Source organism: Sorangiineae bacterium MSr12523 (assembly GCA_037157775.1).
GTDB classification, from domain to species: Bacteria; Myxococcota_A; Polyangia; order Polyangiales; family Polyangiaceae; genus Pendulispora; species Pendulispora brunnea.
Map to the genome: position 1 here is coordinate 9,777,278 of CP089982.1, position 22,792 is coordinate 9,800,069.

A 22,792-nucleotide genomic window follows, 5' to 3' on the forward strand; every position below is an offset into this window, starting at 1 on the left:
TCTGCCTCCTCTGTCTCGTCTGTACTCGCCGTTGCTCCTCCCTCCCCGTTCCTCCTCGGCTCCGCGCGCCCATGTTCGCCCTCCCCATCTACGCCGCGGGTAACGTGACCGACGTCGCGGCGACCGCGGCGATCGTACAAGGCGTCAACGACAACGTCATTCAGACGACCGACAACAGCGGCGACATCGATCGTCATCCGGCGACGTTCACCGGTCTCGATGGCACCTTCACCTTCCGCATCACCGAGCCCGACACCGATGTGCACGGCCTGCGGCTGCGCGTGCGCGGGCAGTATTACCAATCGCTCGACGGCTCTCGGACGACGGATCCCGACGGTACCTTCCAGGCCGTTTACGCCAGCTCCATCACGCTGACCCGGTTCACGACGCTCACGCTTTCGGCGTCCAACACCATCACGGCCCTCACCTCGGCTCGCGTGGGCGATGGCACCTTGTTCTTCACCGTCGACCCCAGCACCACGCAGACGACCTTCACGCTCACGCAGGGCAGTGCCACGCTGGTGCAGGAGCTCGGCCAGCGTTGGCGTCTGCGACAGAGCGGCGGCATTCTCGTCACCAGCACGGTCTCCGCGCCCCCGTTCATCTTGGCGGGCGGGCAGGAGCTCGATCGCAAAGGCATCGACGGGGTGCAGCCCTTCAGCACGACGAGCGTGCTCCACGACATCTCGCCGCGGAACACGGGCGACATCTCGGTGACGTACCGCTACACCTATGCGCCGTACTCGCTCGACTTTCGCTCCTCACCGCCCCGCGCCGCCGGGCCGCAGCGCATTCATCAAGTCATCCCCGACGTCGGGCTCACGCACTTGTTCACGCCCGATTGGCTCAGTTTATCGCGCGTCGGTTTGAGCGTTTCTTCGGCGCCGAATTTCAGCGACAGCAACAAGCCGGTCATCCTGCCCGTCGTCTCCGAGGAGATCCATTTCACCAACGAGCGCTGGGCCTTCATCAGTGCGGCCAGCTTCTCGTACGGCAGCGTGACCCCACGTCTTGGCTCGGGCCCGACCTTCAGCGCGCAGGCCTCCCTCGTGGGGACGCCGTACCCGCATGGCAAATTCCGTAATTTGATGATGACAGTGCAAGCCGTGGCCACGCATGCCAGCCTCCAAGCGTCGGGCTCGGCATCCACCAGCATCAATGCGGCCGGTGCATCCATCGAAGGGCGATATCCGCTCACGAAAGGGCTTGGATTGAGCGCCGGTTATGACATTCGCCTGTCGACGATTCAGACGACGGGGGCCGATCTGGTGCCGTTTTTCCGGCAAATTCTGTTCATAGGCCTCTCGGGGTATTTGACCACCGATGGGACCATTCCCGTTCTTCAGCTTCTCAATTCGCCATTTCGCCCTGCGGGCGGCTAATACCACTTTACGGACCGAGTGTTCCGTACGTTGGAAATGGCAATTGGTCCGAGTGTCCCATTTGCAATGGCATGCAAATGTACAATGGCGCAATGCGTTGTAACTTGCCATTCGGTAGACATTTCCCGTCGGAAAAAGGCATGATGTGTCGCGCAATTTCACGCAAGCGACTTGCTATTTCGTCTATGGGTTGAGTCGTTCTCGCATTCGTCAACGCGACGTACAACCCACGGGAGGTTGCTTATGAGACATCTCGCTCGATTGCCGCGCGGCCTGGTCCTGCTCGCGGCCACCCTCACTTCTCTCGTTTCGTGTAGCTCGGAATCGGGTCTTCGTGATTCCGACGGCGAGGACACGGCCGAGACAATGACACCGGTGTCTATCGACATAGACATCGATCTCTCGCTCGAAGGAAAGCTCGATAGGCGCGTGCGCGATCTGCTCGCCCAAATGACGCTCGAGGAAAAGATTGGGCAAATGACCCAAGCCGAGCGATTGGCATTCAATGATCAAAATCCGGTCACGGACATTCGCGATTACGGTTTAGGGAGCATTCTTTCCGGCGGTGGCAGCACGCCCGCGGGAAATACGCCCGAGGCTTGGCGCAAGATGGTCGACGAGTTTCAAAAGCTCGCATTGTCATCGCGCTTGGGCATTCCCCTCGTTTATGGCGTCGACGCCGTGCACGGCCACAACAATGTGTATGGTGCAACCGTATTTCCGCACAACATTGGGCTGGGGGCCACGCGCAATCCGAACCTCGCGCGCTTGATCGGACGCGCGACGGCGGAAGAGGTCGCGGCCACCGGTGCGCATTGGACGTTCAGCCCGTGCCTATGCTCGGCGCAGGACGAGCGCTGGGGTCGCACGTACGAGAGCTTCGGCGAGGAGCCGGAGATCCCCTCCTCGCTCGCATCGATCATCGATGGCTACCAAGGGAATCCAGGGCGGCCGGGCACCATTCTCGCGACGGCGAAGCACTTCGTGGGCGATGGCGGGACGAAGCTCGGCACGAGCACGAACCCGAACTACCTCCTCGATCAAGGCGACACGCAAGTGAGCGAGGCCGAGCTGCGCGAGCGGCACCTGCCGCCGTTCAAGGCCGCGATCAAGCGGGGCGTCTCCACGGTGATGGTGTCGTACTCGAGCTGGAACGGCACCAAGATGCACGGGCAGAAATACCTGCTCACGGACGTGTTGAAGAAGGAGCTCGGCTTCAAGGGCTTCATCATCTCCGACTGGCACGCCATCGAGCAGATCCCGGGCGACTACGCGTACCAAGTTCGTACGGGCATCAACGCGGGCCTCGATATGATCATGGTGCCCTTCGACTACAAGAAGTTCATCTCGACGCTGAAGGCGGAGGTGCTCGCGGGCAACGTTCCGCAGAGCCGCATCGACGACGCGGTGTCGCGCATTCTGCGTGAGAAGCTCCGCTTCGGGCTGTTCGAGCATCCGTATTCGAGCGATCGCTATGCGGACGACTTCGGGGGCAAGGAGCATCGTGCGATCGCGCGCAAGGCGGTTCAAGAGTCGCTGGTGCTTCTGAAGAACGAGGGCGACGTGCTGCCGCTCGAATCGCACCACACCCGCGTTCTGGTGGCGGGCACCAATGCCGACGATCTGGGCAATCAGACGGGCGGGTGGACGATCACCTGGCAGGGCAAGAGCGGAAAGAACACCGTGGGGACGACGATCCTCGAGGGCATCCGTCAGACGGTCGACAAGAACAGCACCGTCGAATACGTGAAGACGCCGACGGCGGAGCAGTCGAGCGGCTACGACGTGGGCATCGTGGTGGTGGGCGAGTCGCCGTACGCGGAAGGCGTGGGCGACCGCAGGGATCTTCCGCTCAAGGCCGAAGATCAAACCGCCGTCGACAACGTCTGCGGCGCCACCAAGTGCGTCGTGGTCGTGGTCTCGGGCCGCCCGCTCATCGTGACCGATCGCGTGAACAAGATGAACGCGCTGGTCGCCGCCTGGCTCCCCGGCACCGAAGGCCAGGGCGTCGCCGACGTGCTGTTCGGCCGCCGCAACTTCAAGGGCAAGCTGCCCATCACGTGGCCGAAGTCGGTCGCCCAACTGCCGAGCCACAGGGGCGATGCGAACTACGATCCGCTGTTTCCGTATGGGTTCGGGTTGAAGTACTGAGACCCTAGCCGTTGTCGGGCACGCCCTCGGCCGCACCAAGGGGGCGTGCTCGCGGATCGTCTGCGGCAAAGACGAGCGTCACCGCCACGAAGAACGCCCACATGGCCGCGAGATGGATCAACATGGCGCCGCCGCCAATCCTCGTAAAAAGCACACTCGAAAGCGGCGGCCCAATCAGCATCCCCATGGCATACGCCGCGTTGTAGAACGCATTGGCGCGCCCGAGATCCGCGGCGGGCGTCACCACCCCCTGCAGCGCCAACGCCAGCGGTGAAATCGATGCGAGCGTCGCACCCGCCACGAACACGGTGAGGCACATCAATGGGAATGACGTGAGCAAGAGAAAGCTCGCCACCAAGGTTCCCCCCACGGCCGCCAATGCGCGCATCATCAGCAAATGCCCGTAGCGGTCTCCGAGCCGCCCCATCGAGGCCACCGCGAGCAATGCGCCAAAGGCGAAGAACGCCGTGATGAAGATCGTCTGCTTCTCTTCGATGCCCTTGCTCTCGACCAAGTACAGCGGCAGAAAAAGCACCACGGAAGACTGGAAATACCCGTAGGAAAACGTCGCCAGGCACGCGGTCTTGATGCGCCAGAACACGGCGCGCGCGGGCTGGCCCGAGCCCACTGCCTGGTGCTCGTGCGCGCTCGCCCCTTTTCGATCGTCACCGTCGAGCAGCAGCGCGACGACCACGGCCGCCACGCACGCCAGCACCGCGGCCACGATGAATGCCGCGCCCGTGCCCAATCCCGCGACGACCACGCGCGCCACGAGAGGTCCCACGACGTAGCCCACCGCCACGGCAATCGTGTAGAGGCTCATCACGTACGCCTTGTTCGCTGTCCCGGAGCGTGCGAGGAGCGCCGTCTCGGTGGCCACCCACACGGCGACGGAGAACCCGCCGTCGAACAGGCGCACCAACGTGAGACTCGTCACCGTCGTGAGGAAGGGAAACGCCAGCACGCACGCGGCGTATCCAAGCAGCGCCACGGTCAGCGTCTTCTTCGAACCGAAGCGCGCGATGAGCCATCCCGAGGGAATCGACATGCCCGCGATGCCCACGGCAAACGCCGCCGAAAGCCCGCCCATGGCCAGCTTGGGGATGCCGTGCGCATTCAGGTGAATGGCCAGCACCGCCAGCGATGCGCCGTACGCGATCCCCAGAAGCAGAATCGCGCCGTTGATGATCCAGATGTTCCGGTCTTCGATGCGAGCGCGGGGTCCCGACACGGGGCGAGTCTTTACACCACGTGGAAGCGGACGCCGCGACAATCTCGCGAAGTGTTCGCTTTGTAGAAAATTCGGCCACCCTACATCGGGCACGCCACGATAACGCGCATGCGGATGCTGCACCTGGTCCTCGTTCTCGTCCTCGTGGGGGTCTTCACCGGCGGTTGCGCCCGCTCGGTGCATCGCCGGCTGCCGCGTGACGCGCGCAACATCGATACCGCGCCATCGCGCGGCCCCGAGGCGCGCTCGATGCAGGTTGGCCAGGTGCTTTCCTTCGCCGAGTCGCAAATCGGAAAGCCGTATTGCTGGGGAGGCGAAGGCCCTCGATGCTTCGATTGCTCGGGGCTGGCGCAAATGGCCTATAGCCGCGCGGGCCTGCGCATCCCGCGAACGTCGCACGACATGGCCGAACGCCTGCCCGAGATTCCCATGGAGGAAGCGCAGGCGGGCGACATCCTCTGGTGGCCTGGGCACGTGGCCATCTACGAGGGCGAAGGCTGGGTCATCGATGCTTTCAATTCACGCGAGGGCGTGGTGCGCCGCTACGGCTTCACCGACCCACCGCACCGCGCCTTTCGGCCTTATTGATGCAACTTCACCGCGACGATGACGATGCGCGGGACTTGGTCCGATCGGCCGTTGTCGTCGGACGTGAGGAACAAGAGGCGGCGGCCGTCCGGAAGCACGGGGCCGATGGTCATCGCCTCGAAGTTCTCCAGCACGGGGTTGCGCTCGGGGCCGCGATGCGTGGCGCCCGAGCACTGGAGATTTCCGACATCGAGGACCAGCGTCTTTTCCAAGGTGACCACGGAGTCGTCGAGCGAAGGGACGTCGATCACGTTTTTCGCGCCGGCGAGGTTCACGCGGAAGACGCGAACGGTATTGCCATATCCGTGCTGGAAACCACGCTCGAGCACGAGAAGGTCGTCCCCCGAGATCGCGGCCAACTCGGAAACGCCCATGTCGCCGCCCTTTCCACCGCCGAGCGGCTCGGTGCGGTAGGCGAATTCTTCGTCCTTCGACGAGGCAAGCTCGCGCCGTAAAATGCGGACCAAGGTGCCGCGCGTCTTGGTGGCGGGCGGGCCGTCGGAGAGAAGCGAGCCTTCATTCGCGGTGAAGAGGTAGCGCTCGTCCGGCGAAAGAGAGAGGCTCTCGAGCCCCTTGTTCGGTGCCTGACGGGAGTAGTGCTCCGGCATCTCCACCTTTTCGATGAAGACGCCGTGCGCATCGAACTTCGCCACCGCCGGCGCCCGCTCGTTGGCGATCACGAAAAAGCTGCCATCGGACGTGCGCACCAAGCCCTCGCCGTCCCAGGCATCCTCGAAATAGCCGGTGTGCGTTCCGTGCGTGAGCGCCAGTGGATAGGAAAGCGTGAGCCGCGGCCCCAAGGTCCACGTGCGCCACGTGGGACTGGCCACGAGCGAGACGATCCAGGGCCGCTTGTCTTCGAGCGCGTAGAGCGTGTGCGTCGACTCGTCGAGCGCGGTGCCCGAGAGCTCGCGGGTGCGCGCGATGCGCGGAAGGTCCACGATCGCGTAGAGCTCGGTGGGCATGTTCCCGTTTGCGTCCGGCGCCGCGGAGACGCCACACGCCACGGCCTGCACGGTATCTTGCTTCTGGCACGAGTTTCCGCAGGCGGAAACCGCCAAGAGAAGACCTACCGCGCGCACTCTTCTCAAGGGCGTTTGATCTGTGAGTAATTCGCCGGAACCTCGAACCGCGCCGGATCGATCTTCATCTTGTCGATCCGGGTCACGATCATGCGCGAGGTCTCTTTACCGGATGGATCGAACTCGACCGAACGAAGCGGGAACATCTTTTTCTCGTGGACTTCGTTGCCTGCTGGCCCGCTCGTTTTCAAGGGCGCACCGCCCGGGAGGAGCGCACCGAAGTCGAACGCAGCGAGGCCTTCGGCAATGCACGACTCGGTGCGCGAGCCGTTCGCGTGCTTGATCTCCCAAATCTCGCAGTCGTAGTCGGCCACGGTTTGTTTCTTGCCGGTCTTGGTCACGGTGGGGTTGCCACCGGGATCGGCCTCGGCCACGGCCGCGCCGGCCTTGAGGAGATCCATTTCGGTCCAGGCATGCTCGGAATCCATGACCAGGATGGCTTTGCCGTCGGGTCGCACGAGGGTGTACGACTTTTTGCCATCGATCGAGGTGAGGTCGAGGCGGACCCGCTCGCCTGCCGCCGAGACGATCATGTCGGTGGGGGCGCCGGTTTGCCGTTGGACGCGCAGGCCGATTTCGCCCTCGAAGGGGCCGCTGTTCTTCTTGCAGCCTATCGATGCCAGGGCCACGGACACGAGCGCACCAAGTAAGAACGACGGGACGCTCGGGGTACACCTGCGCGGTTCGGCCATGTCCGGCAGATTACAATTTCAGGACGCGCGCGTGCAGCAAGTTGCGCATCTACGGCCGGGCCCCCTTGTTCCGGCGTGCCCGGTGCCGCTGGGCCTATGCTAAATACACGGATCCATGAGCTACAAACGCTTCGCGTTCGAGGGCAACACCCACGAATCGCTCGAGTGCGTGCCCCTCACGGTGCGCCGCAAGCTGGATCTGGTGGGGCTCAAGATTTCGCTGGCCGGGTGGCAAACGCTGTCCCGTGCGGAGCGGCTCTCGCTCTGCCATCTGCCCGTGGACGAGGCGGGGGAGCTCGACGTCTACCGCGAGGTCTTCGAGGCATTCGCGGCGCGTGCGAACGTGCCTCTCTCTCCGCTGCCGAGTGAAGCGTCGGACCGCATGCAGTGGAACGGTGCGGTGCCCCCGGCGGGCGTGCAAGCGCGGCTCGATGCCATGGGCTTCGCGCTGCAGCCGTCGCAATGGGCCGCCCTCGACGAGGAATCGCGCTATGCCCTGATGAAGATGGCCGAGCCGAAACGCGACCCGCGCAAGTTCTCCTGGGTGCTGCAGGAGCTCGGGCTTTTGCCGTGACCGCGACGTCGGGCGCCCTCCTCGGCATTTTCGTGGGAGGCGCCGCCCGGCGCATGAATGGCTATCCCAAGGGCCTTTTGGCCACATCGGCGGGCGGAACGTCCATCGTGAAGCACCTCGTTCGGCTCGGAAACGAGATGGGCATGGCGCCCGTGTTCGTCGGCGATGCGGCGGTGTACGCGGAGGAGGCCCCTGGGGTCGTGGCATTGGCCGATGCTCCAGCGAACATCGGGCCGCTCGGGGGCCTCGCCGCGCTTTTCGCCCATGCGCGCGAGGGACATGTCATCGCGGTCGCGTGCGACATGCCGTTCGTCACACGCGACGTGCTGGAGCGCCTTCGCGCGCATCCGTCCGAGGCGGCCGTGCTGGCGGCACGGCGCACGGCGGAGGGGCCGTTCGAGCCATTTTTGGCGCGCTACGACGTGCATCGTGCGGGCGCCGCACTCGCGGTGTGCTTGCGCGACGGTGCGCGCTCGTTCCAGCGGCTGTTCGCCTCCTGCGACGTGACGGAATGGTCGCTTTCGGAGGAGGAGCGCGCCGCCTGGAACGATTGGGATGCGCCCGACGACGTGCCGGAGTGGGCCCGGCCTTAGTTGAAATAGCCGCCGACCCCCAACCAGAGTTGCGCGGTGAAGAGCGCGCCCTTGATGTCGTCGGTGTTCGTGGTGGTGCCACCCGACGAGGACGATCGGGTCGACGAGGTGGACGCGTGCACGGTGTGATCGAAGCCGAGCCCCGTGAGGATGTTGAACGATGGCGTAAGGCGTATCGTTCCCACGGCCTCGCCCGAGAGGGCCACGGCGAAGACGCCATTGCTCGCATCACTGTTTCCGTCGGAGAGCTTGCCGCCGGCCAAGGTCACCCCGGCGCGCGGGGTCAAATCGAATCGCGATCCAATGGGAATTCGATATCCGACGCGCGGCGTGAACGTGTACACGGTCAGCGAACCTTCATCCCGGTCGCGCGAGCCATTCTTGGTCGACAGAGAAAAATGCCCAAACCCCAGCCCACCGCCGACGGTGACGCCCACGGGGCTGATGTAATCGATACCGAGGCGCGGCGCGGTGTACGGATTGACATTGACGCTGCCCAGTCCAAACGCGGTGAGCGATGCCGAGTCATCGCTGTTGTCGGCGGTGAGCTTCGAATAGCTCACGCCGCCCACCCGTTCGAGCCCCACGCTGACCACGGGGCGCTTGAAGCCACCTTCCTGCGCAGACGCGCTGCCAGGAGCGAATAGAATTACGCACGCAACACCAAAGCCCAAGATGCCGATACGGCCAAAACGAATGCTCATTATTTGGATATCTCCGGAACGCCAACCAAAGTTCGTCACTAAGCGATAACGGGTTTCGTAACGAGTTTCGTCTTATCGCAAGCCCCACGCCAGAGCTCGGAGTGCGGGAAAATGCTGCGTTTTGCTCTTAACTTCGTGCCAGGTGGAATCGTTCGTTCACGGTCTGTGCGCGCATGGGCACATCACCGTGGTAGATCGGCGCCATGAAAGCCGTCCTTCCCGTACTCGCAGTGGCCTGCGTCGTTCATTGCGCGCCGACGACGACCTCCCAAACCACGAACACCGAGCACTCGGAGAAGAAGCTCGAAATGGTCGGCGAATTCGGCGATCAACAGGCGACGGGCGTCGCGGCCGCCAAGAATGGGCGCGTCTTCGTCAACTTTCCGCGGTGGAGCGACAAGGTTCGCTATTCGGTCGCGGAGGTCACTTCCGGCAAGGTGACGCCATTTCCGGACGAAGTGCGCAATACGTGGGATCCCGCCTCGGCGGCGGATCGCTTCGTCTGCGTACAAAGCGTGGTCGTCGACAGCGCGGACCACCTGTGGATTCTCGATCCGGCCTCGCCCATGTTCCAAGGCGTGGTGCCGGGCGGGGCCAAAATGGTGGAGGTCGATCTGGCCACCAATGCGGTGCTGCGCACCATCCGCTTCGGCGCGGACATTGCGCCGACAAAGAGCTATTTGAATGACGTGCGCTTCGATCGCGAGCGCCGCTTTGCCTATTTGACCGACTCCGGGCTCGGCGCCATCGTGGTGGTGGACTTGGCCAATGGCACCCAGCGCAGGTTGCTCGCGGAGCATCCGTCGACCAAGGCGGAAAAAGAGCCGGTCTCCGTGGCCGGGCAGACGCTGGTCGTGGCCAATGGCGATCGGCCGCAGGTGCATGCCGACGGCATTGCCCTGGATCCAACGGGAACGTGGCTCTATTGGCATGCGCTGACCGGGCGCTCTCTGTACCGCGCCAAAACGGCGGATCTGCGGGATGCGTCGCTGACGCCCGACGCACTCGGCGCGCGGGTCGAGCTCGTTGCAAAGACGCACCCGCCGGATGGCATGGAGATGGATGCGAGCGGGCAGCTCTTTTTGACGGACCTCGAAGACAGCGCCGTCGTGCGCCTCGACCCGAATGCCCCGGCAGCGGCGCCGCGCATCGTCGCGCGCGGGCCACAGCTCGATTGGCCGGACTCACTCGCGTTTTCGCCCGATGGGAATTACCTGTACATCACGGCATCGCAAATCGAGCACGCTCCGCGCTTCAACCAAGGAGTCGATCGACGCACGGAGCCTTATCGGCTTTGGCGGGTCTCGTTGAAATAGCTTTTACTCGGTGCAGGTATTGACGACGGCGCCCGAGGCGCGGGCGCCCGTCGTACGGATGGTGGACCCGTTGGACGAATACGACACGGAAGCCGACGCGTCGTCGTTGCTGCCATAGCTGTCGAGACGCCAATCGGTCAGACGACCCTGGCTGTCGTATTGGAAATCCTCGGAGTAGTCGTTCTCCGAACCGTAGGCGTCGTTGCGAAAGGACGATATGAGGCCCTTGCCGTTGTATTGAAAATCGTCGGAATAGTCGTTCTCCGAACCGTAGGCGTCATGACGAAAAGACGATATACGGCCAGCCGAATCGTACTGAAAATCGTCGCTCACGTCCGACTCGGAGCCATATGCATCGTAGCGAAAGGACGATATGAGGCCTTTGCCGTTGTATTGAAAATCCTCGGTCCAATCCGTCGTTCCGGAACCGTCGTGGCGAAAGGACGTGAGCCGGCCGGCCGAGTTGTATTGCAGATCTTCGGTGTAATCTTCGTCCGCGTTCGGGCTGTCGTAGCGGATGGACGTGATGGCGCCGGCGGAGTTGCGCGTAACGTCGACGCGACCGTTGGCCGGCGTACCAGGAACCCTTTGATGCTGGGCCTGCAGCGTGGCCATACGCCCGACATGGCCAAAGAGACGGCTCGTCGAGATGGGGATGCACGGATCGGCTTTGCCTTGGGGAGCGGACGAATCGTTGGCTTGCCCGCCGTCGGGCGACGAGCCATCCGGCGGAGGACCGCCCTCGCCCTGCGGCGGATTCTCGGGGTTGGAGTCGCTGCTCGAACATGCCGCAGCGCCACAAAGAAGACATCCGCCCACAGCGAGCAGCGCAAACAACGAAGACCGACGAAGGAAGGTATGCATTTCGAGAGAGTACGCCAAGCGATGGCGGCGGCTTCCCACGATGGCCAAAATGGTGGAGTCTTTGGAGCATGGATACGCGCAAGGTGGCATGGCATGAAGCGCACTGGCTCAATAGGCCACCTCGGGTGGAGATCGACGGAGAGCACCTCGTGGTGACCACGGCCCTGAATGGCGATTTCTGGAGAAAAACGAGCTACGGCTTCATCCACGACAACGGGCACGCGCTGCTTGCACCGCTCCCAAATGGCGCCGCCGTCGAGATTACCTACGAGGCGCGTTTCGAGGCGCAGTTCGATCAGGCGGGTGTCATGGTGCGCGTCGACGAGCGCACCTGGGTCAAGGCCGGCGTGGAATTCGCCGATGGCCTTCCGCAGCTGGGTGCCGTGGCCACGCGGGATTATTCGGATTGGTCACTGGCGCCCGCGCCCGATTGGATCGGAATACCGATTACGTTGCGCGCGAGCCGCTCGGGGGATGCGCTGACCATTCGCGCGCGCAAGGGAGAAGAGCCGTGGCAATTGGTGCGCGTGATACCGTTCATGCCGGACGCCGTCGCCAGCGCGGGGCCGTTCTGCTGCTCACCGCAGCGCGCCGGCCTGGAGGTGCGATTCACCCGGTTCGTGTTGGGCCCCGCCGATGGGAGCTTGCATTGAGGCCGCATGCCATAGCCACGTGGCGAGCAACGAATAGATGACGGCCACCACTGGAAAGTAGATAGCGTCACTCACGCCCTTCAGTAGGTCGATGCCGGCGAAGCTGAGAACGCGAATGCCCAGGCGAACGGCGTTCAAAGACCACGCGATGAGGCCGAGGCGCGCCGCAAAGGTTCGCTCACCGCGCAGCGAAAGGGCAAAACAGGTGGCCCCGATGGCCGCCGTGAGCACCAACGGCAGATAGAGCGCCTCCACCATCGCATCCCACTGGGCTGCGCGTTCGGCCAGCATGGCCCGGACGGACTCGGAATGCGACGCTTGGTACTCCTGCGCCCAATGCCGGCTGACGAAAAGCATATCGACCGAACGATAACCAAGTTCGAAACAGCAAAATAAGAGCATATTGGCAAATCCCACCAAGGCAGCGCCGGGGGCGCGCGGCAAGCGCTCGAGCGCGGTGGCGGCGAAGACGAACGACATGCACACGATGGCCGTGAAGACCGCCGCCCCGCGTGCCATGTCCATGGGCAGGGCGCGCGCGGCGAGCTTGGCCGCGGGGGAATCCGCGACCGGAATGAAGGACCGGTAGGCGATCTCCTGGAAGCCTTGCAGCACGATGACGAGGACCGCGCACACCGCACCAAAGCGGCAAAGTCGGGTGCGCGCGACGTGGTAGCGCTCGCCCGAAGCCCCCAAAAGAAGAGAGGATGACATCCATGCAAGGTTACCCACCATTGGACGCAGCGGGCACTCGAACCGGCGTAGACCGAGAAGCCGATGGCAGATGAGGCCTATGAGTGGCCGCAAGGCCCGAATGAACCTATGGACACGCGCACATGACCTCGACCTCGCTCCATGTCCTGCATGTCTTCGCCGTCCCTGGCACCACCGGCCCGAGTGGCAACCCGACCACCATCGCGCTCCATGCGGATGCGCTATCCAGCGAGGATATGCGGGGCATCGCCGCGCGGTTCGGGCATGAGAGCGGCTTCGTTTCCGCGCCCCCGGCTGGGTCGGCGTTCGACTTCACCTTCCGCTTTTTCGTACCCAATCACGAAATGGAGATGTGTGGCCACGCCACCTTGGGTGCCCTTTGGATCGTGCGCGAGCTCGGCCTTTGGCCGGCATCGCGCGCCAGCGTCGCGATATCGACGAAAAGCGGCCCCGTGACGGGGCAACTCATCGAGGGTGAGCTGGGAGGGCGCATCGCGATTTCGCAGCCCAAGGGCCGAGTGGTCACATTGCCGGATCCGGACGCACACACGGCACGGGTAGCCTCGGTGCTGGGCATCACGCCGGGCGACCTCGCCGGGCCGATTCGGAACGCGGCCACGAGCCGGGTCAAGACGCTGGTGCCATTGAAGAGCGAGGATGCCGTCCACGCGCTCCGTCCGGATTTCGCGCGCATGGAGGCGCTCTGCGAGGACATCGGCTCGACGGGCCTCTATCCCTATGCGGCGGTGGATTTGCAAAAGCGCATCTTCGAGGCGCGCCAATTCCCCAAGGCCGTCGGCTACCCCGAGGATGCCGCAACGGGCATCGCGGCCAGTGCGCTTGCATTCGGGCTGCTGGAGAATGGCCTGGTGACCGCCAACGAGCAGCCCATTTGCGTGCGACAGGGTCGAGCCATGGGCCAGCCTTCGCAAATCGAGGTGACCTTCGACGGCACGAACGGCTGCTGGCTCACGGGACACGTGCGGCGCGAGGTCAAGGAATAGCGAATAACGTGGAGGTTGCGGTGCCCGCCTTGACCATTCCCGTCACCATCGATGCGCTCGATATCCTCGGGCGGACCATCGATGGGAAGTACCGCGTCGAGGAGCTCGTCGGCCAGGGAGGGTTTGCCCTGGTGTACCGGGCGATGCACACGATTTGGAACAAGCCGGTGGCCATCAAGCTGTTCACCGCGCTGGCCAATGTGCTGCCGGACCAGCGGGATAGGTTCATGGCGTCCTTCGTTCAGGAGGGGGCGCTGCTTACCGAGTTGAGCGCTCGTTCGTCCAACATCGTGCAGGCCCGCGACGTCGGCACGTACACGTCACCGGACGGTCACTGGCTTCCCTATATGGTGCTCGAGTGGCTCGATGGGGTGACGCTTGCCCGCGTGCTCACGGAGGAGCGCGCTTCGAAACAGCCGCCCTGGTCGGTGGGCGAGATGATGACCTTCCTGGGCCCGGTGGCCGCGGCGCTGGAGGTGGCGCACGCGCGAGGGATTGCGCACCGCGACATCAAGCCGGGGAACCTGTTCGTGCTCGGGAAAAATGCGCGCGCCGGCGGCACCGTGGTGAAGCTTCTCGATTTCGGCTTGGCCAAGATGATGGCCGACGAATCGCAACTTCACGCGGCATTGGCAAAAACCGGTACGAACATCAAGTCGTTCACGCCCGCGTATGGGGCGCCGGAGCAATTCACGCGCACCTACGGCGCGACGGGACCGTGGACGGACGTGTTCGCGCTGGCGTTGGTGGCCGTGCGCATGTTGAGCGGGCGTCGCGCGCTCGATGGCGACGATGTCGCGCAACTCGCCTATTCCGCATGTTCCGTGGAGCGACGGCCGACGCCGCGCGCGCTGGGCGCCGAGGTTTCCGACGAGGTCGAACGCGTCTTCGCGCGAGCCCTCGCCGTGCAAACGACGGATCGCTATGCGAGCGCGGGCGCCTTCTGGCTCGCGTTGGAAGCCGCCCTCCGCCCGGTGCCTCCGGTGGAGGAGTCCGTTTCCATTCCGGTTGCGGAACCCGAAAAACCCTCGCAAGGGCCCCGGGGTGGGGGAGCCCTTCGCATCGCCGCCGGCATACTCGCACTCACGCTCATCGCCGTGTTCGCCTTCTTCAGGTTCCACCAGAGAACCAAGAGCCAGGAGGCTCCGCCAGCCCCCTCGGGCATGCCGCCCGCCCCGGTTCTTGCCGCCGCCGTCGTCACGACATGCCCCGACGACACCGTGGAAATCCCGGCAGGCCAATACTTCATGGGCTCCGACCGCAAAGACACCCACCCCAACCAGAAGCCCACACACCACGTCAAAGTGGCCGCCTTCTGCATGGATATCCACGAGGTCACGGCCCGAGACTACAAAGCCTGTTCCCAAATCGGCCAATGCCGCCGCGCGCCCGTCGATGTCGATTGGCCCGGCATCACCCGCCAAGAGCGTAAGGCCTATTCCACCGCGTGCACGGGCGCAGCCCCCGACAAAGCCGATCATCCGATCAACTGTGTTACCTGGCCCATGGCCCATGCCTATTGCGCGGCACGCGGCAAGCGATTGCCCACCGAGGCGGAATGGGAATACGCGGCGCGCGGCCCCGACGGACGCACATTCCCGTGGGGAGATGAAGCGCCCACGCCCCTCCTCGTGAACGCGTGCGGCTCGGAGTGCAGCGCCTGGGGCGATTCCAAAGGGGTCGAGCTCGATATGCTCTATTCGACCAGCGACGGATACCCCACCACGTCCCCCGTCGGAAAATTCCCTTCAGGCAAATCCCGTTATGGCCTTTACGACGTTGCCGGCAATGTGTGGGAATGGGTCGCCGACTGGTACGGCGATTACAGCGCCGTCGAAGCCGAGAATCCCACCGGCCCCGAGAACGGTGACCGCCGCGTCATCCGCGGCGGCGGCTGGAACGGGGCCTTCGACGATTGGCTTCTCCCGTCGTTCCGCTACGCGCAAGATCCCGAGGCACGGAGCCACGGGATCGGCTTTCGCTGCGCGAAGTCTTTGTAGAGCGTTACGGTTTGTTGTTCCGCAAAAGCTTTTCGAACGGATTGTTCGTAAATGCCTTTTCCTGCGGCCGCGGCGCGCCTCCCTGCTTGGGCCCCTGCCCTCGCCCGCGGTCGTTTCTGCCCTGCCCCTGATTGCGGGTCTGCGGCGGTGGCTGTTTCCCGTGCGCACCGCCCACGTTGGCCGACGCTTCCTTCCGCGCCGTCAGCGAAATGCGTTTCCGCCCCAAATCGACCTCGAGAACGCGCACCTTGATCTTGTCGCCCACTTTGACGACCTCGTTCGGGTCTTTCACGTAGCGATCCGTCAACTTCGACACGTGCACGAGCCCGTCCTGGTGCACACCGATGTCCACGAAGGCGCCAAATGCGGTCACGTTGGTGACGACGCCCTCGAGCTCCATGTCGGGCTTCAAGTCCTCCATCGTGCGAACGTCGTCGCGGAACTTGGGCGGCTCGAACGTCGCACGCGGATCGCGCCCCGGCTTCCGCAGCTCGCTCAGAATGTCCTGCAGGGTGAAGCTGCCTACGTCGCCTTCTTGGTAACGCTTCGGATCGATCTTATCGATGAGATCTCCCTTGCCCACCAAGGTGCCCACCGGGACGCCCAAGTCGGTCGCCATCCGCTCCACCAGCGGATAGCGCTCGGGGTGCACCGCACTCGCATCGAGCGGGTTCTCGCCACCGTGGATACGCAAAAAGCCCGCCGCTTGCTCGAACGTGCGCGGCCCCACGCCGGGAACCTCCAGAAGCGCGCGCCGATCCTTGAAGGCACCGCGCGCATGGCGAAACTCGACGATCTTCTTCGCCAGCGACGCACCGATGCCCGCAACGCGCGCCAAGAGCGGCGCGCTCGCCGTATTCAGCTCCACGCCAACGCGGTTCACGCAGCTTTCCACTACTTCGTCGAGCTTGCGCGCGAGCAGCGTCTGCAACACGTCGTGCTGGTACTGGCCCACGCCGATGCTCTTCGGGTCGATTTTCACCAGCTCCGCCAGCGGATCTTGCAGCCGGCGCGCGATGCTGATGGCCCCGCGCACCGTCAGGTCCAAGTCGGGGAACTCCTCGCGCGCGATATCGCTTGCAGAGTACACGCTGGCACCGGCCTCGCTCACCGAGACACAGGGCACCTCTTTGAGGCCCTCGGCCACGAGCAGCTCACGCACGAACAGCTCCGTCTCGCGTCCATGCGTACCGTTGCCCACGGCCACGGCGCTTGGCCGATGCTTGCCCAGAAGCTCGCGCAACACCTTCTTGCCACGTTCCGTCGCCTCGGCGCCCTGCACCAGGTAAATCGTTTCGTGCGCCAGAACCTTGCCCGTGGCATCCACCATCGCGCATTTGCAGCCCGTGCGCTGCCCGGGGTCGATGGCCAACACCGTGCGCGGGCCGAACGGCGCCGCCAGGAGCAGCTCGCGGAGGTTCTGCGCGAACACGTCGACCGCAGCTCGGTCGGAGCGCAACTTGAGCTCCACCCGCACGTCGACCTGGGTGCTTGGCACGATGAGTCGTTTGTACGCGTCTTGCGTCGCCTGCGTTAGCTCGCCCGCAAAAGGCGTCCCCTGGACGATGCCCACCATGCGCTCGATCTTCGGAAGCACCACCTCCGCCGCAAGCTCGATGGATGCGCGCAGAACACCTTCATTTTCGCCGCGGCGAATGGCCAAGAAGCGGTGCGAGGGGATGCTCGACACCGGCTCTTCGAACTTGGCATACGCATCGAACTTGGTCGTCTTGTCGGCGTAGTCCTTGGTCTTGCTCACGGACAAGCTGGCATGTTGCGCGAAGGTTTCGCGCACCATCTTGCGCACTTCGGCATGCTCGGCCACGCGCTCGGCGCAGATGTCCCGGGCACCCGCGAGCGCTGCCTGAACATCGGGCACTTCCTTCGCAGGGTCGACGTAGGTGGCGGCGTTCACCAGTGGATGACCCTCCCGCGCCTGCGACCAAATGAGGTTGGCCAGCGGCTCGAGCCCGCGTTCTTTGGCGATGGTCGCACGCGTACGTCGCTTGGGCTTGTACGGCAAATACAGGTCTTCGAGCTCGGCCTTGGTGCCGGCCGCCTCGATTTTCTTTTTGAGCTCCGGCGTCAATTTTCCCTGCGAGGAGATCTCCGACAGGATGGCGGTGCGCCGCTCGTGCAATTCGAGGAGGTAGGTACGGCGCTCCTCGATGGTGCGGATCTGGACCTCGTCGAGGCCGCCGGTGGCTTCCTTTCGGTAGCGCGCGATGAACGGGACGGTGGCGCCCTCCTCGAGCAACTTGACCACGGCACGGACGGCCGCCGGAGCGAGCTTTAGCTCTTCGGCAATGGCCGGGACGGGATCGAAAGCATTCTCGACGGGGACTTCAGGAGCGGTCATGGTCGCTCTTAGTACCAAAGCGGGTGGCCCTTGGAATTGCAAAAAATACGAGCGACGCTGGTGGAGCGCGCAGCATCGATCTCCGCTGGAGCTGTGGAAGGGGAACGGGCTCGATGGCACTCTATGAGGCGAGGAACATGAACGTAGCCGCAACCAAGCCCGCCTGGTCACTCGGCCGCGCCGAACCGAGCGACCGCGCCGCGCTGATCACGTTGCTCGGCGCGCAATTCCTCGAGCACGACATCCGGTTGACACCCGACCAACTCGCCGTGTCGGTCGATGGGGTTCTCAGCGACCCCACGCGAGGGTTGTTCCTCGTGGCCCGCCTCGCCGGCCCGCGCTCCGAGCCCGTATCGGAGCGCCCTCCGTACCCGGGCGCACCGATCCCGCCTCCCCCGGCGTCCTCACCGGGTGACGTGGTGGTGGGGCTCGCGTACCTGTCGTTCATGTGGACCTTGGAGCACGGCGGTGTGTCCGCCTGGCTCGACGTGCTTTATGTGGTGCCAGAGCAGCGAAGTCGTGGAATCGGGCGCGCTTTGCTCACGGCGTCGCTGGAGGCGTCGCAACAGCGCGGGTGCGTCGCCGTCGATTTGGAAATCGAGGCCTCCCATGCACGGGCCGCAAATTTGTATTTGCGCCTCGGGTTCCGCCCGCACGCCCGCACGCGCTGGGTGAAGCCGCTGCGCGGGCTGACATCGTATTAGCGCTAATCGCGCGCAAGCATCAATTTGACGCCGAGGCCCATCATGACGGTGCCAGTGACGCGGCGGATCGTGCGCTCGGCGCGGGCATGAAGCCGTTGGGCGATTTGGCTCGAAAAGAGCGCGGCCAGGGTGCCGTACCACACGAGGCCATCGCCCATGACGATGCCGATGGCCGAAAGGTGCACCCACGCGGGCGTGCCCGGCTTCATGAAGAGCGCAAAGACGCTACCGAAGTAGACGATGGACTTCGGATTCATCAAATTGGTCAATAGGCCACGGAAATAGCTCGCCGCGATGGAATGGCGAACCGGCGGCGCGGCTTCGGGTGCGGTCCCTATGGTCGCCGGGCCGCGCCCGCGATCCTGCCAGGCGCGCGCGCCAAGATAAACGAGGTAGGCGCCGCCGCCCATTTTCATCGCGCCGTAGAGCCATGGCCAAATGGTAAAAAGCGCCGTGAGGCCCAAAATGACGGCCACGGACCAGATCACACTGCCGGTCACGATGCCCAACACGAGCGCGGCAGCCTGTCGCCGCGTCTGCCGCATCGCCGTTTCCGTGATGACCACGAAGTTCGGCCCAGGACTCACCACCGAGAGAAAGTCCACGGCCAACAACGTGAGCAGTAAGGGAATGTAAGGCATCGCGCGAACAACGATAGGGTCTGACGAGCTGCGCGCCCAGGTTTGCGACTTTTGCGGCGAATCGAAAGCGTTTACCGTGTGTTGGGTAGAGCAGATGACGGGCCTGATGGACGAACAACGCATGCTTTGCCGAAAATACGGCTCCCCATGGGTGGCGTCGCCGGACCATATGAAAGTGGGTATCGCGAAGAACGTGCTCGACGGGCTCCTGCCCATCAACGGGTTGCGCCATCCGATCGAGGGCGCCACGTCGGGTTGGTTCATTTGGGCAGGACAAGAGCTTTCATCGGCACCGGACTTCTTCGCTCCTTTGCACATCGGGCACCTTGCCAAATGGTGCCCCCCGGCCCCGCGCTTTCTGGGACTCGCACCTGGGTGGCGATTCTTGATGGCGAATGGCTATGAGGATGTCTGGGAAGACGCAGCGTTGCTTGATGTCTGCATTCCCAACGTGAGGTAAGGGATGGGGCACGAGCTGGTACCGCGCAAGGGCTGCCTTCCCTCGGCAAGAGAGGTCGCAGGTCTCTTGTCCAAAGAGTTCCGCTACATCAAAGTGGAGGAAGGCGAAGGGATGCAGAGAGCTCACGCAATCGCCGCGTGGATCGAACGAGCAGAGGCACGCGTCTTTCTCGGGCATCATATGGAAGCATTGGAGCATGCCGCACGCTTGAGACGACTGGCGCCGGGAGAAGCGCTTACGATTGAATTTGGCGATGACGCCGACACGGTGGCCAAGATGACCGTCATTCCACGCGAAACGATTAAGTTCGGTTATCAGGGCGAGCAGAACGAACTCTCGAAACGTCCACTCGTGGATCGGTGTGCGAACGTCCTCGAATGCGACGTCGTGGAATTTTAGGCGTCCTACGCGAACAAATAGTTGCATCGCTCACTATGCGGCGATCGCGTGCTGTAAAACTGAATCACGCATCGCAAACATCAATTATCTTGACACATTCTGTAAGGCGCCATGCGTCGCCCCTCCGGGGGATACCCAATTATGCGTGCTAGGCCTTTTCTGCGGCGCGTGGACAGGCGATCGCGCGTGGGATGAGTGGCGTTGCTCTCCAAGTTTGGATCGCGCGATATGGCGCCAATGAGGAGGTACGAAATGTCGACGGTACAATGGCTTCATGAAGCTCACCGATCTCTCCAATGAACAGGTGCTTGCTGGTCTGCATACGCTCGTTGGCCAAGGGCGAGTACTCCTTGCACGGCTGCTGGCCTACCTCGGCGAGGTCGAGGAACGCCGTTTGGACCTGCAATCGGCGTGCTCGTCGCTCTTTGACTTTTGCGTATCCAGACTTGGGCTGTCCGAGGATGAAGCGTGTCGCCGCGTCACCGCTTCGCGTCTTGTACGAAGATTTCCAATGGCTCTTGGCATGCTCGAACGCGGAGAGGTTCACCTCACCACCCTGCTCTTGCTCCGCGAACGCCTGACGGAAGACAATCACGAGGATCTTTTGCGCGCCGCCATCGGGAAAACCAAAGCCCAGGTGCAAGAGTTCCTCGCCTTGCGATTTCCGCGGTCCGACACACCTTCGGTGATTCGCTCATTGCCCAATGCCACCGTCCCGCCAACCGCCGGGACCACGCCGGGATTCGTGCCTATGCCGGCCCCGAAAGCCACTCGTATCGAACCGCTCTCGCCGGATCGGTACGAGGTCCGGTTTACGGCCACCAGGGAGTTGAAGGAAAAGCTCGAATATGCGACGGATCTAATGCGCCACGCGAATCCGAAGGGCGATCTGTCGATCATCGTGGAACGTGCGCTCGACCTTCTCGTCGGCGAGCTCGAAAAACGCAGGCTCGGCAAGGCCAAACGCCCTCCTTTGCGGGAGCATGACACGACTACGCGCTCAGGCTATGTGCGGAGGGCCGTGCGGCGCGAGGTGTTCGAACGAGATGGGGCACGGTGCGCGTTCATGGACGAACTCGGCCGACGTTGTGAATCGCGGGTATTCCTCGAACTCGACCACGTCAACGCACACGCGCTCGGAGGCAGCGATGACGCCACGAATCTCATTGTCAAATGCGCGGCGCACAATCGACTTGCGGCGGAGCGCGACTTTGGGCGTGAGCACATCGACAAGAGAAAGGCGGAGCGCACGAATCTTCCGCGCCAGCGCCGATCCCAATCGAAAGAGGCCACTCGAGCGTTGACCTCGTTGGGATTCAAACAACCACACGTCCGCCGAGCGCTCGCCGTGCTCGAAGAGCGATGGGCCGGCAGCGATCCGTCACTGGAAACCATTCTTCGAGAGACGCTCTCCATTTTGACGTAACGTTGACTTACATGCGTTGGGGCGGCGGGGATGATGGGCGCGCGAAGAGACGAAAGAACTTCCGTGCCAGTCGTGCGTCCCCTCGGATTTCCACGGGCGCTCCGGCGAGTTTTCGATCGCCAAAGACCAAGGCCCGCAGGGTGCTGGGATCGGTATCGATGATGGCATCGGGGTTGCGCGAGTTGGCGCGCCCGATGGCGATGGCCCCATCATCGATATCGACGGAAAAGCGATCTTCGCCCAGCCTGATCTCGTAATTCGCGCGCAGTGCGGCGGCGTTTTCCGGTACGAAGGTCGCCTCGAGTGCGACCATCAGGGCGTCGACGCTCAGCACCCCCACGGGGCCCACGGGCGAGCGCGCGCCCCAGCGACCGAGGCTCAATAGAATTGGATGCAGCTCGCGGCCCCAATCCGTGAGCTCGTAGAGTGCGCCACCGGCCCTGCGCCGCTGCACGATGCCGCCCGCCTCGAGCTCACGGAGCCGCTGGGACAGCACATTCGGGCTTGCGCCCGCAAGGCCAGCCTTGAGATCGGTGAACCGCTTCGGCCCGAACAGGAGCTCGCGGACGATGAGCAGAGCCCACCGCTCCCCGACGACGTCGAGCGCTCTGGCAATACCACAAGGGTCTCCGTAACTACGTGTCACTTGCAAAGTAGGACTATTCGATCCTAAACTAGGACTACGAATTCAACAAGGGGGCAAACACGCCATGAAGAGATTCCTAGCTATCTACATCGGCACAGCAGGCGCGCTCGAGAAGGCGAAGTGGAACGAGCTGGACGAGGAAAAACGAAAAGCCATCGAAGCTTCGGGCATGAAGGCATGGATGGAATGGGGGACGGCCAATTCTGCCGCGATTGTCGATCGTGGAACGCCCCTCGGAAAGACGAAGCGCGCGGCGTCTCAGGGAATTACCGATATCACGAACAGCATGGTCGGCTACGTCATCGTTCAAGCCGAGTCGCACGAAGCCGCTGCAAGGCTGTTCGAAAACCATCCGCATTTTGCGATTTTTCCGGGCGATTCCGTGGAGATCATGGAGTGTCTGCCGCTTCCTGGGCAGTAAGCAACGTCGCAACCGTCTGAATCGTCTCCCAGGTCCGTGTCGTGACATCCTTGCCGAATGTTCCCATCGGAAATGAAAGCTGACGATTTGCGGGAGACGCCTCACACGCGACAGATTCCCTTGAAGCGGCAACGGCTCGTTCGATGCGGGGGAACATCGGGGCGTGTTGAAAGTCTTGGACGGAGATG

Annotated in this window: 23 protein-coding genes; 14 read left to right on the top strand and 9 right to left on the bottom strand. The window is 63.5% G+C overall.

Annotated elements, in window-relative coordinates; all coding sequences use genetic code 11:
* Window positions 1-71: 71 nt before the first annotated feature.
* Window positions 72-1,382: a hypothetical protein gene (locus LZC95_38205; GenBank protein ID WXA92277.1), complete on the top strand. Its 1,311-nt coding sequence runs from the start codon at window positions 72-74 to the stop codon at window positions 1,380-1,382.
* Between the two features lie 366 nt (window positions 1,383-1,748).
* Entirely contained in the window at window positions 1,749-3,533 is a 1,785-nt protein-coding gene (locus LZC95_38210; GenBank protein ID WXB00252.1) for a glycoside hydrolase family 3 protein, read from the top strand.
* A gap of 4 nt (window positions 3,534-3,537) precedes the next feature.
* Here the strand turns inward: LZC95_38210 and LZC95_38215 are convergent, their stop codons facing one another.
* On the bottom strand, window positions 3,538-4,764 hold the full coding sequence (locus LZC95_38215; protein ID WXA92278.1) for an MFS transporter: 1,227 nt from the start codon (window positions 4,762-4,764) through the stop codon (window positions 3,538-3,540).
* Window positions 4,765-4,872: 108 nt separating this feature from the next.
* Between LZC95_38215 and LZC95_38220 the strand changes: the two genes are divergently transcribed.
* Complete coding sequence (locus tag LZC95_38220) at window positions 4,873-5,352, top strand: C40 family peptidase (protein WXA92279.1); 480 nt, start codon at window positions 4,873-4,875, stop codon at window positions 5,350-5,352.
* On the opposite strand, the gene LZC95_38225 is transcribed toward LZC95_38220, so the two are convergent.
* Together LZC95_38225 and LZC95_38230 are read right to left on the bottom strand one after the other, a co-directional pair.
* A complete protein-coding gene (locus LZC95_38225; GenBank protein WXA92280.1) occupies window positions 5,346-6,434 on the bottom strand; it encodes an esterase-like activity of phytase family protein in 1,089 nt (362 codons plus the stop codon). The genes LZC95_38220 and LZC95_38225 overlap by 7 nt on opposite strands.
* Before the next feature lie 5 nt (window positions 6,435-6,439).
* A complete protein-coding gene (locus LZC95_38230; protein ID WXA92281.1) occupies window positions 6,440-7,126 on the bottom strand; it encodes a DUF4412 domain-containing protein in 687 nt (228 codons plus the stop codon).
* A 115-nt stretch (window positions 7,127-7,241) separates the two neighbouring features.
* On the opposite strand from LZC95_38230, the gene LZC95_38235 reads away from it, so the two are divergent.
* Both LZC95_38235 and LZC95_38240 read left to right on the top strand, forming a co-directional pair.
* Complete coding sequence (locus LZC95_38235) at window positions 7,242-7,700, top strand: nitrate reductase associated protein (GenBank protein ID WXA92282.1); 459 nt, start codon at window positions 7,242-7,244, stop codon at window positions 7,698-7,700.
* Window positions 7,697-8,293 (top strand): NTP transferase domain-containing protein, encoded by a 597-nt coding sequence (locus LZC95_38240; protein ID WXA92283.1) that lies wholly within the window; start codon window positions 7,697-7,699, stop codon window positions 8,291-8,293. Before LZC95_38235 ends, LZC95_38240 begins: the two co-directional genes overlap by 4 nt.
* Here LZC95_38240 and LZC95_38245 read toward each other — a convergent pair.
* The gene (locus LZC95_38245) at window positions 8,290-8,997 is read right to left on the bottom strand and encodes a porin family protein (GenBank protein ID WXA92284.1); all 708 of its coding nucleotides are present in this window, start codon (window positions 8,995-8,997) and stop codon (window positions 8,290-8,292) included. The genes LZC95_38240 and LZC95_38245 overlap by 4 nt on opposite strands.
* Before the next feature lie 203 nt (window positions 8,998-9,200).
* On the opposite strand from LZC95_38245, the gene LZC95_38250 reads away from it, so the two are divergent.
* Window positions 9,201-10,313: a major royal jelly family protein gene (locus tag LZC95_38250; GenBank protein ID WXA92285.1), complete on the top strand. Its 1,113-nt coding sequence runs from the start codon at window positions 9,201-9,203 to the stop codon at window positions 10,311-10,313.
* A gap of 3 nt (window positions 10,314-10,316) precedes the next feature.
* Here the strand turns inward: LZC95_38250 and LZC95_38255 are convergent, their stop codons facing one another.
* A complete protein-coding gene (locus LZC95_38255; GenBank protein ID WXA92286.1) occupies window positions 10,317-11,177 on the bottom strand; it encodes a hypothetical protein in 861 nt (286 codons plus the stop codon).
* A 68-nt stretch (window positions 11,178-11,245) separates the two neighbouring features.
* Here LZC95_38255 and LZC95_38260 point away from each other — a divergent pair, with 68 nt between their 5' ends.
* Entirely contained in the window at window positions 11,246-11,830 is a 585-nt protein-coding gene (locus tag LZC95_38260; protein WXA92287.1) for a DUF1349 domain-containing protein, read from the top strand.
* Here LZC95_38260 and LZC95_38265 read toward each other — a convergent pair.
* Entirely contained in the window at window positions 11,756-12,544 is a 789-nt protein-coding gene (locus LZC95_38265) for a hypothetical protein (GenBank protein WXA92288.1), read from the bottom strand. The genes LZC95_38260 and LZC95_38265 overlap by 75 nt on opposite strands.
* A gap of 122 nt (window positions 12,545-12,666) precedes the next feature.
* On the opposite strand from LZC95_38265, the gene LZC95_38270 reads away from it, so the two are divergent.
* Complete coding sequence (locus tag LZC95_38270) at window positions 12,667-13,548, top strand: PhzF family phenazine biosynthesis protein (protein ID WXA92289.1); 882 nt, start codon at window positions 12,667-12,669, stop codon at window positions 13,546-13,548.
* A gap of 20 nt (window positions 13,549-13,568) precedes the next feature.
* A complete protein-coding gene (locus LZC95_38275; protein WXA92290.1) occupies window positions 13,569-15,548 on the top strand; it encodes a bifunctional serine/threonine-protein kinase/formylglycine-generating enzyme family protein in 1,980 nt (659 codons plus the stop codon).
* 4 nt (window positions 15,549-15,552) lie between these two features.
* On the opposite strand, the gene LZC95_38280 is transcribed toward LZC95_38275, so the two are convergent.
* The gene (locus LZC95_38280; GenBank protein WXA92291.1) at window positions 15,553-17,907 is read right to left on the bottom strand and encodes an RNA-binding transcriptional accessory protein; all 2,355 of its coding nucleotides are present in this window, start codon (window positions 17,905-17,907) and stop codon (window positions 15,553-15,555) included.
* A gap of 137 nt (window positions 17,908-18,044) precedes the next feature.
* Here LZC95_38280 and LZC95_38285 point away from each other — a divergent pair, with 137 nt between their 5' ends.
* Entirely contained in the window at window positions 18,045-18,611 is a 567-nt protein-coding gene (locus LZC95_38285; GenBank protein ID WXA92292.1) for a GNAT family N-acetyltransferase, read from the top strand.
* A 2-nt stretch (window positions 18,612-18,613) separates the two neighbouring features.
* On the opposite strand, the gene LZC95_38290 is transcribed toward LZC95_38285, so the two are convergent.
* Entirely contained in the window at window positions 18,614-19,252 is a 639-nt protein-coding gene (locus LZC95_38290) for a LysE family transporter (protein ID WXA92293.1), read from the bottom strand.
* Between the two features lie 121 nt (window positions 19,253-19,373).
* Between LZC95_38290 and LZC95_38295 the strand changes: the two genes are divergently transcribed.
* The 3 genes from LZC95_38295 to LZC95_38305 all read left to right on the top strand — a co-directional run bounded on the left by LZC95_38295 (window position 19,374) and on the right by LZC95_38305 (window position 21,537).
* Window positions 19,374-19,712: a hypothetical protein gene (locus LZC95_38295; protein ID WXA92294.1), complete on the top strand. Its 339-nt coding sequence runs from the start codon at window positions 19,374-19,376 to the stop codon at window positions 19,710-19,712.
* Window positions 19,713-19,715: 3 nt separating this feature from the next.
* Window positions 19,716-20,111 (top strand): hypothetical protein, encoded by a 396-nt coding sequence (locus LZC95_38300; GenBank protein ID WXA92295.1) that lies wholly within the window; start codon window positions 19,716-19,718, stop codon window positions 20,109-20,111.
* Window positions 20,112-20,622: 511 nt separating this feature from the next.
* Window positions 20,623-21,537, top strand: coding sequence for a hypothetical protein (locus LZC95_38305; GenBank protein ID WXA92296.1), 915 nt, complete (start codon window positions 20,623-20,625; stop codon window positions 21,535-21,537).
* A 7-nt stretch (window positions 21,538-21,544) separates the two neighbouring features.
* Here the strand turns inward: LZC95_38305 and LZC95_38310 are convergent, their stop codons facing one another.
* The gene (locus LZC95_38310; GenBank protein ID WXA92297.1) at window positions 21,545-22,183 is read right to left on the bottom strand and encodes a helix-turn-helix transcriptional regulator; all 639 of its coding nucleotides are present in this window, start codon (window positions 22,181-22,183) and stop codon (window positions 21,545-21,547) included.
* A 64-nt stretch (window positions 22,184-22,247) separates the two neighbouring features.
* On the opposite strand from LZC95_38310, the gene LZC95_38315 reads away from it, so the two are divergent.
* Window positions 22,248-22,604, top strand: a complete 357-nt coding sequence (locus LZC95_38315) for a hypothetical protein (protein WXA92298.1) — start codon at window positions 22,248-22,250, stop codon at window positions 22,602-22,604.
* Window positions 22,605-22,792 lie beyond the last annotated feature (188 nt).